This window comes from Streptomyces sp. NBC_00510 (assembly GCA_036013505.1).
In the GTDB taxonomy this organism is placed as follows: domain Bacteria; phylum Actinomycetota; class Actinomycetes; order Streptomycetales; family Streptomycetaceae; genus Actinacidiphila.
This window is the reverse complement of record CP107851.1, coordinates 7,307,955-7,322,929: the sequence shown is the minus strand read 5'-3', so window position 1 is coordinate 7,322,929 and position 14,975 is coordinate 7,307,955. Positions and strand designations below refer to the sequence as shown.

The 14,975-nt window shown below is 75.0% G+C and carries 13 protein-coding genes; 8 read left to right on the top strand and 5 right to left on the bottom strand.

The genetic code is table 11. The features are described from left to right. The first annotated feature begins 90 nt into the window (after nt 1-90). The 3 genes from OG937_33075 (at nt 91) to OG937_33065 (ending at nt 4,845) form a co-directional block, all read left to right on the top strand. Nucleotides 91-1,446: a tetratricopeptide repeat protein gene (locus OG937_33075; protein WUD76182.1), complete on the top strand. Its 1,356-nt coding sequence runs from the start codon at nt 91-93 to the stop codon at nt 1,444-1,446. After that, entirely contained in the window at nt 1,443-3,116 is a 1,674-nt protein-coding gene (locus OG937_33070) for a nickel transporter (GenBank protein ID WUD76181.1), read from the top strand. Before OG937_33075 ends, OG937_33070 begins: the two co-directional genes overlap by 4 nt. Nucleotides 3,117-3,198: 82 nt before the next feature. Beyond that, a complete protein-coding gene (locus tag OG937_33065; protein WUD76180.1) occupies nt 3,199-4,845 on the top strand; it encodes a serine/threonine protein kinase in 1,647 nt (548 codons plus the stop codon). 91 nt (nt 4,846-4,936) lie between these two features. On the opposite strand, the gene OG937_33060 is transcribed toward OG937_33065, so the two are convergent. Further along, on the bottom strand, nt 4,937-5,728 hold the full coding sequence (locus tag OG937_33060; GenBank protein WUD76179.1) for an SGNH/GDSL hydrolase family protein: 792 nt from the start codon (nt 5,726-5,728) through the stop codon (nt 4,937-4,939). Nucleotides 5,729-6,092: 364 nt separating this feature from the next. Here OG937_33060 and OG937_33055 point away from each other — a divergent pair, with 364 nt between their 5' ends. After that, nucleotides 6,093-7,208, top strand: a complete 1,116-nt coding sequence (locus OG937_33055; protein ID WUD76178.1) for a DUF5925 domain-containing protein — start codon at nt 6,093-6,095, stop codon at nt 7,206-7,208. Next, nucleotides 7,208-7,750 (top strand): TrmH family RNA methyltransferase, encoded by a 543-nt coding sequence (locus tag OG937_33050; GenBank protein ID WUD76177.1) that lies wholly within the window; start codon nt 7,208-7,210, stop codon nt 7,748-7,750. Before OG937_33055 ends, OG937_33050 begins: the two co-directional genes overlap by 1 nt. A gap of 10 nt (nt 7,751-7,760) precedes the next feature. Here OG937_33050 and OG937_33045 read toward each other — a convergent pair whose 3' ends face one another. From OG937_33045 to OG937_33035, 3 genes are all read right to left on the bottom strand, one after another. Further along, nucleotides 7,761-8,135, bottom strand: a complete 375-nt coding sequence (locus OG937_33045; protein ID WUD76176.1) for a GntR family transcriptional regulator — start codon at nt 8,133-8,135, stop codon at nt 7,761-7,763. Further along, complete coding sequence (locus OG937_33040; protein WUD76175.1) at nt 8,132-9,298, bottom strand: methyltransferase domain-containing protein; 1,167 nt, start codon at nt 9,296-9,298, stop codon at nt 8,132-8,134. The genes OG937_33045 and OG937_33040 overlap by 4 nt, the downstream gene beginning before the upstream one ends. Before the next feature lie 295 nt (nt 9,299-9,593). Beyond that, on the bottom strand, nt 9,594-11,123 hold the full coding sequence (locus tag OG937_33035; protein WUD76174.1) for an acetyl-CoA carboxylase carboxyltransferase subunit alpha/beta: 1,530 nt from the start codon (nt 11,121-11,123) through the stop codon (nt 9,594-9,596). A gap of 487 nt (nt 11,124-11,610) precedes the next feature. Here OG937_33035 and OG937_33030 point away from each other — a divergent pair, with 487 nt between their 5' ends. From OG937_33030 to OG937_33020, 3 genes are all read left to right on the top strand, one after another. After that, nucleotides 11,611-12,369: a DUF2637 domain-containing protein gene (locus tag OG937_33030; GenBank protein ID WUD76173.1), complete on the top strand. Its 759-nt coding sequence runs from the start codon at nt 11,611-11,613 to the stop codon at nt 12,367-12,369. A 109-nt stretch (nt 12,370-12,478) separates the two neighbouring features. Next, a complete protein-coding gene (locus tag OG937_33025; GenBank protein ID WUD76172.1) occupies nt 12,479-12,703 on the top strand; it encodes a hypothetical protein in 225 nt (74 codons plus the stop codon). Between the two features lie 296 nt (nt 12,704-12,999). Further along, on the top strand, nt 13,000-14,004 hold the full coding sequence (locus tag OG937_33020; GenBank protein WUD76171.1) for a lytic polysaccharide monooxygenase: 1,005 nt from the start codon (nt 13,000-13,002) through the stop codon (nt 14,002-14,004). Nucleotides 14,005-14,013: 9 nt separating this feature from the next. Here OG937_33020 and OG937_33015 read toward each other — a convergent pair whose 3' ends face one another. Beyond that, a complete protein-coding gene (locus OG937_33015; protein WUD76170.1) occupies nt 14,014-14,958 on the bottom strand; it encodes an alpha/beta fold hydrolase in 945 nt (314 codons plus the stop codon). Between the last annotated feature and the right edge of the window lie 17 nt (nt 14,959-14,975).

Below are 14,975 nucleotides of genomic sequence, written 5' to 3'. Positions count from 1 at the left end.
CCGGCGGAGGCACACCGCACGGCACCCGGCCGGGGCGCACCGCGAGCGCCCCGGCCGGGCTCCACCCCATCATCCCGAAAGGCAGCAGCCATGGACGTACCGGCCCCGGGCCGACTGCGCGCCGCCGTCCTGTACGCGGCGCTGGTGCTCGGCCTCGCGCTGGCGCTCACCGCGGGCGCGCTGGTCCTCGGCGGGTCCCCCGCCCCGCGGGACGCCGCGCGGACCGCGGCACCCGCCGCCGACGCCCCGCTGGACCGCCTCGCCGAGGGCGACCTCGCGGGCGGCATCGCGGCCCTGCAGACGCATCTGCGGGCCCAGCCCGACGACGCCCCGGGGTGGGCCGCGCTCGGCGCCGCCTACGTCGAGCAGGCCAGGACCAGCGGCGACCCGACCCGCTACCCGCAGGCGCAGGCGGCCTTCACCCGCTCGCTGCGGATCTCCCCCCGCGACAACGACGCCGCACTCGCCGGGCGGGCCGCGCTCGCCGCCGCCCGCCACGACTTCCGCACCGCCCTCACCGAGGCGGACCGGGCGCTGAAGGTGAACCCGTACGGGGAGCGCGCCCTCGCCGTCCGGGTCGACGCCCTGGTCGAACTCGGCCGCTACGACGAGGCGCTGCGCGCCGCCGAGCACGCGGACGCGGTGCGTCCCGGCATCCCGGTCTTCACCCGCCTCGCCTACGTCCACGAACTGCGCGGCGACCCGGCCGGTGCCCGCCGCATCCTGACCCGCGCCCTGGACTCCGCCGCGGCCCCGGGCGACACCGCCTACGTCGCCACGGCGCTGGGCCAGCTCGCCTGGAGCCAGGGCCAGTACCCGGCCGCACTGCGGCACTTCGCCACCGCGCTGCGCGCCGACCCCGGCTACCTGCCGGCGGTCGAGGGCCGCGGCCGTACGTACGCGGCGCGCGGCGACCGGGAGAAGGCCCTGCGCGACCTGGGCCGGGTCGTCGACCGCTACCCGCTGCCCGCGCAACTCGCGGAACTGGGCGAACTGTACGAGGCCACGGGCCAGGACGAGCGGGCGGAGCAGCAGTACGCGGTGGTCGGCACCTGGATCGCCCTCGCCAGGGCGAACGGCGTCGCCACCGACCTCGACGCGGCGCTGGTCGCCGCCGACCACGGGGACGCCGTGGAGGCGCTGCGCGCGGCCCGGGCCGAATGGTCGCGCCGGCAGACCGTCCACACCGCCGACGCGCTCGCCTGGGCCCTGCACGTCAACGGCCGTGACCGCGAGGCCCTGACGTACGCCGGACGCTCCTTGGCGCCGGGCTACCGCAACGCGGCCTTCCTCTACCACCGCGGCGTCATCGAGGCGGCCCTCGGCGAGCGCGCGGCCGCCAGGACGTCGCTGGCCGCGGCGCTCCGTCTCAACCCCGGCTTCTCCCCCACCGCCGCCCCCGCCGCCCGCCGTGCGCTGGCACGCATCGAAGGAGACCCGTCATGATCCGGCGCAGGACGGCCGCCGCGGCGGCCGCGGCAGCGGCGGGAGCGGCCCTCGCGCTGCTGCCCGCGGGACAGGCGCAGGCGCATCCGCTGGGCAACTTCACCGTCAACCGCTACGACGGCCTGGTCGCCGCCCCCGGTGTGCTGCGGATCGACCACGTCGAGGACCTCGCCGAGATCCCCGCGGCCCAGGCCGTCCCCGCGATCGACCGGGACGGCGACCGGGCGCTGGGCCACGCCGAGTTGGCGGACTGGGCGGGGGCGCGGTGCGACGCGGCCGCGGAGGGCGCGCGGGCGTCCGTCGGCGGTCGCCGCGAACCGGTCACGGTGCGCCGGGCCACGGCGACCGTACGGCCGGGGCAGGCCGGGCTGACGACACTGCGCGTCGAGTGCCGGATGACGGCGCGCCTGCCGGACGGCAGGTCCGCGTCCCTGACGTACCGTCCGGCGGACATCGGTGCCGGGCCGGGCTGGCGGGAGATCACCGCGCGCGGCGACCGGATGACGCTCCACGACGCCGACGTGCCGGGGACGTCGGTGTCGCGGCGGCTCACCGCGTACCCGAAGGACCTGCTCTCCTCGCCCGCCGACGAGCGCGCGGCCGGTTTCCGGGTGACCCCGGGCGGCCCCGCGCTGGCGGCGGAGGAGGACGCCCCCGCCGCCGGTGTGCTGCCGCGCGGCGCGGACCGCTGGACCCGGGCCCTCACCGACCTGGTGTCACGGCACGCGCTCACCCCGGGGTTCGCCGCCCTGGCCCTGCTCACGGCGCTGGCCCTGGGCGCGATGCACGCGCTCGCGCCCGGGCACGGCAAGACGCTGATGGCCGCGGCGGCCGCCGCGGGCGGCCGGCGGTCGCGCCGGGACATGGTCGCGCTGGGAGCGTCGGTGACGGTCACCCACACCATGGGGGTGTTCGCGCTGGGCCTGCTGGTGACGACCGGTTCGGCCGCGGCGCCCTCGGTCATCGGCTGGCTGGGCGTCGCCAGCGGGGTGCTGGTCGCCTGCGCCGGTGCGGCGCTGCTCCGCCGCGCGTGGCGGCTGCGGGGTCAGCCGCACGGCCACGAGCACGGACACGGGCACGGGCATGACCACGGGCACGGGCATGACCACGGGCATGACCACGGTCACGACCACGGGGGCGGCCACCGCAGCCACGGTCCTCACCACCACGGCGAACACCACGTCCGCCCGCGCCGCCCCGCGCCCTCACCCGGGAGGGTGGCACAGGGCGCGCCCTCGGCCGTCCTCACCGCCGAACGCCCCGCCCCCGAGCGCCACGTGCACGTCCACCCGCACACCCACCCGCACCCGCACACACACCCGCACGAGCCGCGGCCCACGCTCCGGGGCACGATCCTGCTCGGCTTCGCCGGCGGTCTCGTCCCCAGTCCTTCCGCGGTGGTCGTCCTGGTGGGCGCCGCGGCACTGGGCCAGGCCTGGTTCGGCTTCCTGCTGGTGCTCGCGTACGGCGCGGGTCTGGCGATCACGCTCACGGCCGCCGGTTTCGCCGTCGTGCGCCTCGGGCGGCTGGCCGGGAAGGCGTCGGCACTGCGGGCCCGCGGCCGGCTGTTCACGGCGGCACGGCGGCTCGCGCCGCTGGCCACGGCGTCCGTGGTGCTGGTGCTGGGCTGCGGTCTGCTGCTCAGGGCGGCGCTGACGCTGACGGCTTGAGGGAGCTTTCCGTCGAAAGGGTCCGTTCGGGAGGAAGTTCGGTCATGCTGGGCTGCGGGCGGCACGAAGGGGGGACACGCCGATGACACGGCTCGTGGCGGGGCGCTACCGGCTGATCAGCGAGCTGGGCCGGGGCGGCATGGGTGTGGTCTGGCTGGCCCGGGACGAACTGCTGGGCCGCGAGGTGGCGGTCAAGGAGGTCAAGGCCCCGCCGGGCCTGGAGGACGGGGAGGTCGAGCGCCTGTACGCGCGGCTGCAGCAGGAGGGCATCGCGGCCGCGCGGGTCGAGCACCCCAACGTCATCAAGGTGTACGACGTGGCCATGGCCGAGGGCAGCCCGTGGATCGTCATGGAGCTCGTCCGGGGCGTGACGCTCGCCGACGTCCTCGACGCGGAGGGCCCCATGGACCCCCGGCGCGCCGCGGGGATCGGCGGCAAGGTGCTGGCGGCGCTGCGCGCCGGCCATACGGCCGGGGTGCTGCACCGCGACGTAAAGCCGGGCAACGTGCTCATCGGCAACGACGGGCGGGTCGTGCTCACCGACTTCGGCATCGCCATGATCGAGGGCTCCTCGGCGATCACCCGTACCGGCGAACTGGTGGGCTCACCGGAGTTCCTGGCCCCCGAGCGGGCGCTCGGCCGCCGTCCCGGCCCGGCGTCGGACCTGTGGTCGCTCGGGGTGCTGCTGTACGTGGCGGTGGAGGGCGGTTCGCCGTTCCGCCGCGACACCGCGCTGAGCACGATGCGCGCGGTGGTGGACGAGGAACTGCCCGAGCCGCGCAGGGCGGGGCCGCTGGCCCCGGTGATCACCGGGCTGCTGCACAAGGACCCGGCGGCCCGGATCCCGGGCGACGAGGTGCAGCGGCGGCTGGACGCCCTCGCCGCCGGGCGCACCCCGCCGGGCGCCGGAACGGCCTACGCCACCACCCAGGCCGCCGTGCCGATGCCGCCGGGGCCGGACGGCACACCGGTCCGGTCGACACCGGTCTCCTCGACTCCCGTCTCCTCGACACCGCTCGGGCCGACGACGCCCGTCGGCACCGGATTCGGCCCCCCGTCAGGTGGCCCCCCGGCCCGGCCGCGCCGCGCGGCGGTGGCGATGGCGGCGGGCGTGCTCGCCCTCGCCCTGGGCATCGGGGGCGTGGCCTACGCCCTGCTCGACGACGGCTCGCCCGGGGGTTCCGGCCACGGCACGACCGCCGGGAACACCCCGGGCGGCGACGGGACCCCGTCCGCCACCGGCTCGCAGGACGACGACGACACGGACGCCAGCGGCTACGAGGCGACGGCCGGCGGCGGTGACTCCGCGTCCCCGCACACCTCGGCGCCGCCCAGCACCCCGGCCCATGTGAACGTCCACGTCACGGTGTCGGCCGTGCGCGACACCTACACCGGGGACTGTCCGCCGCCCGCGGAGCAGGCGCCGTCCTTCTCGGCGGTCGTCACGGTCGACCGCACCCCGGTGACGGTCACCTACCGCTGGAAGACGAGCGGCGCCGGTTCCGACCATGGCTGGCAGACGCTCGACTTCCCCTCGGGCGGCCCGAAGAGCCGGACGGTCGAGTACACCGAGCCGTCCTACGAGCCGGACGGCACGATCGAGGGCTGGGTGGCGGTCGAGGTGCGCAGTCCGGTGGGGACGGAGTCCGCGCATGTCCCGTTCACGGTCACGTGCCGGGCGCCGAGCCCGTCGCCGAGCGGCTCCGACGGGACGGCGACGACCCCCTGAGGCAGCGCCGGCACGGGCGAGGGGTGCCGGGCGGTGGCCCGGCACCCCTCGTCTCACGTCGTCCGGGTGCTCCGCGCTGCCGTGCCGCGGGTCACGCGGCGGAGGTGAACACCGGCAGGTAGCCGCCGGACTGGCCGGAGGCGGTGGGGTGGTAGGACTCGTAGACGGGGAGGGTGAGGCTGTGCAGCCAGGCCGAGCCCGAGCAGAGCTCGTGCCCGGTGAAGGTGCCGCGGACGTCGGCGAAGGCGAAGCCGTGGTCGGCGGCGCGCTTGGCGGTGACGGTGTCGAGGAGGTCGGCCGCGTCGTTTATGGCCCTGCGCTTGGTCTCGCTGAGGCCGATGCAGGTGGCGCCCAGCTTGTAGAAGCGCGGGTAGCCGAGGACGACGACCCGGGCCGAAGGGGACCTGGAGCTGATGGCGTTGTAGACGGAGTCGAGCCGTGCGGGCAGTTGGTTGTTGGCGAAGTCCCTGGCCTGGTTGATACGGCTGAGGCAGGTGCTGTCGGAGCTGAGGACGCAGGTGGTCATCACGTCGGCGAAGCCGGCGTCGTTGCCGCCGATGCTGATGCTGACCAGGGTCGTCGAGGCGTTGAGCGGACCGAGCTGGTTGTTGAGCACGTCGGTCGTGGTCGCTCCGGAACACGCGGTGAAAGAGAACCCGGACGGGCTATGCGCGTTCGCCCACAGCCGGGGGAACGCCTTGCTGCTGCGATAGCAGCTGCCGCTCGAGCCGTCGTAGCTGCCGGACCCGACGCCGGCGGAGTACGAGTCGCCCAGGGCCACGTAGACGGGGCCGGCGGCTCGGGCGGAACCGGCACCAACCAGGGCGAGTACGGCGGTAAGGAGAAGTGCGGATGCGGCTGACACGAAACGGGACAGTCTCATGGAACCTCCCTTAGCAGGATCTCTGCCGCATCTTTCGTACCGCGCAGTAACACGTTCGGGAAGTGTCCATGCCAAGATTTCTTGACATGGACATTCTGCGAGCTGTCCGTGATCGCCGCTGCGTGCACCGGAAGTGACGCCGTCTCGGCCGGTGGGCTCTACTCCCGTAGTTGGCACGCCCTTTAGGGGCGCCGGCGGCGGCACCGCCCGAACACACCACCCCGGGCTGGACGCCCGGTACCTCATGAACCGCCGCTGTGCCCGGATCGGCCCGGTTTCACCGGGCGTTCAGGGATTCCCAGGGATTCCGCCACTGCGCGAAAACCCGGTGCGGACGCGGACCCCGTGCCGGATCATGAGCGACATGCCCGACGCAACGCCCCCGCATCGCGCCCTGTCCATCCGTCTCGGCATGAACGACGACGACTCGCCGTCCGATGCCATCGACGCCCTGTTCCTGAGCCGCTTCGTCACCGGCGAGCAGCCCTACTCGTGCGGCACGTCCCTGGACCGGGTCAAGTCGGGACTGACGCTCGTCCCGGGCGGCGGGTCGGTGCTGCGCTCCGCGCGGGACAAGGACCGCGGCGCGACCCTCGCCGAGGGCGACGGCTGGACGATCCTCGTCTCGCGCTGGCACCGCCGTGCCGACGTGACGGTGACGGCGGTCACCGAGGAAGTGGCGCAGCGCGTCCTGGCCGAGGCCGTCGAGGACGCCGAGGACCAGCCGGAACCGCAGCCCGACGACGTGACCATGGGCTTCTGGTACGTCGCCCCGCGCCGCGGGCCGCACCGCATCACGCGGCAGATCAGCGCCGCCCCCTGGGACGACGTGCGGGGCAACTACACCGCGCCGGTGGCGGAGGCCATGGACGGGCTGATGAAGCTCACCGCCGCCGACGTCAGCGGCCGGCTGCTGCTCCTGCACGGCCCGCCGGGCACCGGCAAGACCTCCGCGCTGCGCACGCTGGCCCGCGCCTGGCGCGACTGGTGCCAGGTGGACTGCGTCCTCGACCCCGAGGTGCTCTTCAACGACGTCGGCTACCTGATGGAGATCGCCATCGGCGAGGACGACACCGAAGGGCCGGGCCGCTGGCGGCTGCTGCTGCTGGAGGACTGCGACGAACTCATCCGCGGCCAGGCCAAGCACCAGACCGGCCAGGCGCTGTCCCGTCTGCTCAACCTCACCGACGGCCTGCTCGGCCAGGGCCGCAACGTCCTGGTCGGCATCACGACCAACGAGGACCTGGAGCGGCTGCACCCGGCGGTGGTCCGCCCCGGGCGCTGCCTGGCCCGGATCGAGGTGGGCCCGCTGACCCGCACCGAGGCGACCGGCTGGCTCGGCACGTCCGAGGGCATCGGCCGGGACGGTGCCACGCTCGCGGAGCTCTACGCCCTGCGCCGCGGCGCCTCCTCCTCCGGCGGCACCGCGCTCCCCCACCAGACGACCCCGGCCTCCGCCTCCGGAGGCCTCTACCTCTGATGGCCGGGGGTCCCCCCGGCGGCGCGAAGGGGAGGATACGGACCCGCACCCCGGCGGAACTGCGCCGCAGTCGCCGCCCGCGGTCGCACGACTGCTGGGACCACCTGTACGCGGCGCCGCTGTGGCCGCTGCACGGCGCCAACCTGGGGACGCTGCTGCGCACCTGCGACGCCGTCGGCGCGTGCCTGGTCGTCCCGCGCTTCCCCTGGGTGCCGGAGGCGCTCGCCCGCGGCAACACCCTGCGGCGGCCCGCCTGCGTGCACTGGACCGGCGATCCCCTGGGCTGGCTGCAGCGGCAGCGCGACCGCGGAGCGCACGTCGTCGGGGTCGAACTCGCCGACGAGGCGGTCCGGCTGGCGGACCTGCCGGCCGCGCGGCGCACCACGGTCGTCGTGCTCGGGCACGAGCGGCAGGGCATCCCGCCGGAAGCGCTCGACCTGCTCGACCTCGCCGTCGAGATCCCCATGGTCGGCATGGGCGCCAGCCTCAACGTCGCGGTCGCCGGTTCGCTGGCGCTGTACAAACTCGCCGGACTGCTGTGAGCGGCGCGCGCTACGCCTCGTACGCGGCGCGCAGCGCGTCCCGCACGGCTGCTTCGGCGGCGGCGCGGTCCAGGCCGAGGCGCCGCACGCGCTGGGCGTAGGCCGACGCGGCGGCGGCCGCCTCACGGGTGGCGGCGTCGCCCGCGGCCGCGACGAAGGTGCCGTTGCGGCCGCGGGTCTCGATCACACCGTCCGCCTCCAGGGCGCGGTAGGCCTTGGCCACGGTGTTGGCCGCCAGGCCGAGGTCGTCCGCGAGACCGCGGACGGTGGGCAGCCGGTAGCCGACCGGGAGGGCCCCCGAACGGGCCTGGTCCGCGATCTGCTCGCGCAGTTGCTCGTAGGGCGCGGCGGCCGCGTCCGGCCTGACGGTGATCTTGAGGCTCACGGTGTGTCGTCCTCCCGGCGGGACGGGGCAGCGCTGTTTGTCGCGGCCATTGTGCTGCACGCACCGTCCGCGAGGACGACGGCGCGGCCGGGCCCCGCCGGGTCGTGGGCGATCGCGTCCCCCGGCTCGTGCAGGTGCAGCACGAAACGCTCGCCCGCGCGGTACGCCTCCAGGCCCGCCCTGCAGTACGCCACCATGTCGTCCGGCAGCGCGTCCAGGGGGAACCAGCCGAGCTCCGAGCACTTCTCCGGCTCGCGGTTGACCGGCTCGTGGACGCCGCCGTCCGCCTCGAAGAACCAGCCGATGCGCTCGCCCCCGCCGGGCGCGCGGTGCTGCATGACCAGGGCGACGGCGACGTCCTCGGGGCGCAGCACGACGCCCACCTCCTCGTGGGCCTCGCGGACCAGGGCGGTCAGGACGTCCTCGTCGTCCTCGACGTGGCCGGAGGGGGCGTGCAGCAGCCCGTCGGCGTAACCGGTGTTGACGCGGCGGCCGAGCAGGACCTCGTCGCCGCGGCGGAGGACGAGGTGGACGTCGACGATCTCCGTGTGCCTGCGGGGCTGCTTGATCCGCACGACCGCGGCGTAGCGCTCGTCGCGGACCGGGCCGCCCCACAGCGCGGTGTCGTGGGCGAGCTGCTCGACCTCGGTGTGCTCGGCGAGCGGCCGTACCATCGCGGCCAGTTCGGCGGCGCGGATGCCCACCGGCTCGGCCTCTCCCCAGCGCCCCTCGACCAGCACGAGGCGTCCGCCGCGGCGCAGCAGCCGGGCCCAGCGGCGCAACGCGGCCACGGGGTCGGGCAGCGCCCACAGCAGGTGCCGGACGAGCACCACGTCGAACCGGCCCGGCGCGACGGGCGGTTCGGTCGCGTCCCCGAGCAGGACGCGGGCCCCGGTGCCGGCCAGCTTCGCCCGGGCGAGCGCGGCCATGCGCGGGGAGCGGTCGACGGCGGTCACCCGGTGCCCCTGCTCGGCGGCGAGCCGCGCGAGGCTGCCCGTGCCGCACCCGAGGTCGAGCACGTCCGCCGGGGTGCCGGGCAGCCACGTCCGCAGCCGCGCCGCCCACGCCTCCCGCACGGCGGGGTCCCGCAAGCCGTGGTCGGGCTCCTCGTCGAAGCGGTCGGCCACGGTGTCCCAGTACGTGTCACTGCTGAGTTCGCCCACCCCGTGATCCTTCCACCCCCCACTGACAAAGCCCCGTGCTTCCCCGCCGGGACCGGCGGACGCGGACGGGCGGTCCGCCACCGAAACGGCCGGGTCAGGTCCGCATCACGACGGCCTCGTGGCGATCCCCCGAGGAAGGCGCGGCAGAACCCACCACGTCCTGAGCGGAACCACCCCCACCGTCCGCGGACGCCAACGCCTCCCGCACGGGGCCACCCTCCACACCGGCACCACCGGCTTCCCCCGGCCCGGATCCCCGCCCCCTCGGCGCGGAACGTCTCCCGCGGAAGGAGCGTCAGCCCAGGCCCAGGTTCCGGTAGCGGGTACGGCGGGCGGCGAGGCGGACGGCACGGGGGTGGGCGCGCAGGGCCGCGAGTTCGGCACCCAGGACCGCGCCGAGGCGGGCCAGGAACGCCTCGGGCTCGTCCGCCGCGTCGGGCGTCTCCTCCACCACCCGGTCGACGATCCCGTGCGCCGCCAGGTCCGCCGACCGCACCCCCTGACGCCCGGCCACCTCGTACGCCCGTTCCGTCGTCCGGTACAGGATCGCCGAGGCCCCCTCCGGCGGCAGCGGGGAGAGCCAGGCGTGCCGCGCGGCCACCACCCGGTCCGCGGGCAGCAGCGCGAGCGCGCCCCCGCCGGCGCCCTGTCCGAGCAGCAGGCACAGCGTGGGCGCGGGCACGGTCATCAGGTCGGCGAGGGAGCGGGCGATCTCGCCCGCCAGGCCGCCCTCCTCGGCCTCCCGGGACAGCGCGGCACCCGCGGTATCGACCACGGACAGCAGCGGCAGGTCCAGTTCCGCCGCGATGCCCATGCCGCGGCGGGCGACCCGCAGGCCGGCGGGGCCGAGCGCGGGCGGCCGCCCGTCGGCGGTCTCCCGCCGGTCGTGGCCGAGGACGACGCAGGGCGTGCCGCCGATCCGGGCGAGCGCGAGCAGGAGTCCGGGGTCCCGCTCCCCGGCGCCGGTGCCGCTGAGCGGGGCCACGTCCCGGGCCGCCGCCGCCAGCAGGGCGCGCAGCCCCGGCCGTTCGGGCCGCCGTGAGCGCCGGATGGACTCCGCGGCCGGAGGGGCGGGGACGCCGGGCGCCGGATCGGGCCCGGCCCCGCCGGTGTCCGGGACACCCGCCGTGTCGCCGCACAGCACCCCGAGGACGCGTGCCGCGGCGTCCGCGAGTTCCGCGGAGGGCAGGACGGCGTCCACGATGCCGTTGGCCAGCAGGTTCTCCGCGACCTGGACGCCGGACGGGAACTCCTCGCCGTACAGGGCCTCGTGGACCCGCGGGCCGAGGAAGCCGATGAGCGCGCCGGGTTCGGCGGCGGTGACGTGTCCGAGGGAGCCCCAGGACGCGAAGACCCCGCCCGTGGTCGGGTGCCGCAGGTGGACCAGGTACGGCAGGCCTGCGGCCTTGTGGTCGGTGATGGCCGCCGCGACCTTGACCATCTGCAGGAACGCGATGGTGCCCTCCTGCATCCGCGTCCCGCCCGAGGCGGGCGAGGCCAGCAGCGGCAGCCGCTCGCGGGTGGCCCGTTCGACGGCCCGTACGAGGCGTTCGCCCGCGGCGACGCCGATCGAGCCGCCCAGGAAGCGGAACTCGCCCACGACGACGGCGACCCGGCGGCCGCGGATCCTGCCCTCGCCGGTGACGACCGACTCGTCGAGCCCGGTGCGCTCCCGTGCCCGGGCGAGGTCGGCTCGGTACCCGGCGTCGTCGAGGTAGCCGGGCAGGGCGGTCACGGGCTCGTCCCAGCCGTGCCAGGTGCCGGGCTCGACGACGGCGTCGATGAGCTCCAGGGCGGCCGCGCGGCGGCGCGTCGGTTCGGTCATGGCGTCACCCTAGGGTGCCCGCCGGTGCCTGTGGCCAGGGCCAACACCTCACGGAACACGGGGCGGAGGTCACTCGTACGGCGCAACTCCATCACGGGGCGGGGGTCGTTGTGGGGATGTGGTCACAGTCGATTCCCAGAACGCACCAGGTGCGCCGGCCGGGAACGAGGTCCCCCGGACGGTTCCGGCGCCCATCCGCCGCAGCCGTCCGTACCGCCCGAGGGAGGGTGTCCCCCTCGGGGAATGGGTCTTCGTCCCGGGAACGGCGGGATTCTTCGGCCGGAGTCCGGACGCCTACATCGAGCGTGGCGAGGAGCGTATTCCACTCGTGTACTGCTCTTCGGAACTGGAACAGTTCACCAACGAAATGGTCGGCATCGAGGGGGATTTCATCCGCCGCTGCTCCGGCATCGATCTGGATGCGCGGTATTAGGGCGTGCATTCGCCGTATCCCCCGCCCACGCCCGGCCCCGACAGGAATTCCTTCATGCCGCCTTTGCAGGACCGTTTCCGCTTCGAGAACGACATGCCGTACGAGGACCACCTCAGCGGCCACACCATTTACAGTCCCCGCCAGGCCCCGGACGACACTTCGGGTAACGGCTACTTTTCCGCTCCGGACTACGACGTCCTGAACGGGGCGTGGACGTCCGAGGAGGAATTGGCCCAGCTCCTCGAACCCCCTCAGGCGGAGGAGGTGGACGACTACGAGGAGGACGACGACGTCTTCGCCGCGCCCTCCCCGGAGTCCGCGACCCACGAGCTGCCGCTCACCCGGCACCGGCACCGCAGGATCCGCCGGGCGGCGCTGCGGCAGAAGGCGGCCCGGACCCAGACGCTCAGCTTCGTCGTCGCGGCGGTCGCGGCCACCATCGTGGCCATGGTGAGCGTGCTCGGCGGGATGGTCGCCCACGACCCGTTGCGCCACATCGCCGCCACCAACGGGGCGTCGGGGCTGGCGGGCTGGTGGCCGCTGCTGGTCTACGGCCCCTGGATGGTGGCCTCGTTGTCGATCCTGCGGGCCGCGCTGCACCAGCGCCGGGCCCCGCACTCCTGGGCGGTCGTGCTGCTCTTCTCGGCCTTCGCGATCCTGTTCTGCGTCGCCTCCGCCCCCCGGACGATCACCGACTGGACCGTCGCCAGCCTCCCCGCCGTCGCGGCGCTGTCCTGCTTCCACCAGCTCGTACGGCAGATCACCCTCACCCACCCTCCGCGGCGCACCCCCCGCAGCCGGCACGCCTCCTGAGGGGACGGCACGGCGACGCCGCCCATGATCCGCATCATTGACGTGTCCATTGCGACGATGTGAGGATGCCGGTGATCCGGTCGTGCAACGAGCTCTTCCTGGAGGGGACATGAACAAGCGCAGGGGCGCCTCGGTCGCCGTGGCCGTGGCCGCGACGCTCACCGGGATGCTGGCGCTCGCCGCCCCGGCGAACGCGAGCGTGCCGTACAAGGTGTACTCGACGAGCGCGGCCTGCAAGACGGCCGGCCAGAAGTTCGTCGACTCCGGCCAGGCCTACCAGTACACGTGCACGTGGGACAGCCCGGGCTACCTCCTGACGCTCTGGCTCGGCTGACGCCGGCGGAACACCCGCGAACAGGCGGGCGAGCGGCGCCGGACAGGACTCCTGTCCGGCGCCGCCGTCGCGCCGGGGGAACCCGGGCCGCACCGGCGACCGGCATCCTCAGCCCCCGCTTAGCGATGCCTTAACGCCGCCATAAAGATCGCCCACAGGTCCTCCGAACAGGGGTTCCGCCCGTGCGGCGCGGCTAGCGTGCTGGTTCGCCGGCGCCCGTCGGCGCCGCGCACGGGGGCGGCGCCGGCAGGGTCCCGGTACCGCGCACCGGGCCACCGCCGAAGGAGAACCCCACCATGACCGCACGCCGCAGGGCCGCCCTGGCCGCCGTCCTCGGGATCGGACCGCTCGCGCTGACCGGCCTGGCTGCGGGACCGGCGAGCGCGCACGGCACCATGGGCGGCCCGGTCAGCCGGGTGCTGACCTGCTACGCGGAGAACCCCGAGAACCCGGCGTCGGCCGCGTGCAGGGCGGCGGTCGCGGCGGGCGGCACGCAGGCCTTCTACGACTGGAACGGGGTGCGCATCGGCGACGCGGCCGGACGTCACCGGCAGGTGATACCGGACGGCAGGCTGTGCAGCGCGGGCAACGAGGAGTTCAAGGCGCTGGACCTGGCGCGGGCCGACTGGCCGGCGACGAGGATGACGCCGGGACGGCAGGACCTGGCATACCGGGTGACGGCCCGCCACAAGGGCTCGTTCGAGCTGTACATGACGAAGGCGGGGTACGACCCGTCGCGGCCGCTGACGTGGTCGGACCTGGAGGCGCAGCCGTTCGCGAAGGTCACCGACCCCCAGGTCCGGGACGGCAGTTACGTCCTGCCGGTGGACGTGCCGGCCAGGTCGGGGCGCCAGCTGGTCTACGCGATCTGGCAGCGCTCGGACAGCCCGGAGGCCTTCTACTCCTGCTCCGACGTGGTCTTCGGCGCGGACACCGGGAAGGCCCCCGGGGCGCCCGCCGCGCCCGCGACCTCGGCCCCGGCCGGGACCGGGACCCCCGCCGTGGCCACGACCGCCCCCGCGCCCGCCGCCTCCGTGCCGGACGACGCGCGGATCGCCGCCGGAGCGGACCGGTCGACGGTGCGCCACCACCACGCGCACACCGCCGCGGACGGCTCCGCGAGCGGGCTCGCGGAGCCGTCCGCGACGGCGGACACGTCCTCTTCCGGCGCGGACCTCGCGGAGACCGGAAGCGGCAGCACCGGCACGACCTCGCTGATGGTGGCGGGGGCCGCCGCCGTCTCGCTCGGTGCGTCGGTGCTGCTGCTCGTCGCCCGCGGGCGCCGGACGCGGGTCGGCTGACGGGGGACGTCAGCTGAAGATGTCCCCGCAGTCGGTCGCCGTGGCGTGCGCCGGGTCCAGGGCGTTGGCCGCCTCGTGGAACACGATGCGGTCGGCCAGCCCGACGAAGACGTGCTCGGACAGGTCGAGCGGGCACAGGTCCTGCAGCACCACGTTGCGGACGTCGGGGCCGGACAGGAACTGCGAGGTGTACGGCGTGACGACCTCGTCGTACTTGGTCGCGATCACCGTGTAGCGGACGCCGGGGAGGGTGTCGCCACCGGCGTTCAGCTTGGTGAGGAAGGCCGATCCGGCCATCTGGTCCGTCAGCCCCTGCGGGCTGAGGTGCTCGATGGCCTCGGCCGCCCCGGGGAAGTACGGCAGCAGCTTGAGCAGCCCGTTGAGATCGGTCCCGTGGTTGCTGGGCGCGATGCCGACGAGCGCGTTCACCTTGGGGGCACCGCCCAGGAACTTCATGTAGTAGCGCGGCATCATGCCGCCCTGGGAGTGCCCGACGATGTCGACCTTGCCCGCGCCGGTGGCCGCGAGGACCCGGTCGACGTAGTCGGCGAGCTGCTGGGAGGACGCGGTGATGGAGCCGAGACCGTAGAAGAGGGGCACGCCGGGCAGCTGGCCGTAGTCCAGGGAGTAGACGCAGTAGCCCCGCTTGACCAGGTAGGGCGCGAGGCCGAGCCAGTTGTCGATGGAGTTGCCGAGGGTGCCGTGGACGAGGACGACGGGCCGCGGGTGGGCGGCGGACGGCTTGCAGGACCAGTTGTTCCAGCCGCTGCTCGCGGTGGCGCCGGCGGTGGTGGTCGCGGCGGCGACGGTCGTGGTGGCGTGGGTGTCGGACGCGGAGGTCTTCGCCAGTGCGGTGGTGGTGCTGTCCACCAGGACGGGGGTGGCGAAGAGGGCGGCGGTGAGAGTCAGCGCGGAGAGGAGCCGGAGCGCTGATCGCGGTCTGATGGGCAGCATCGAGCGATCTCCTCGCA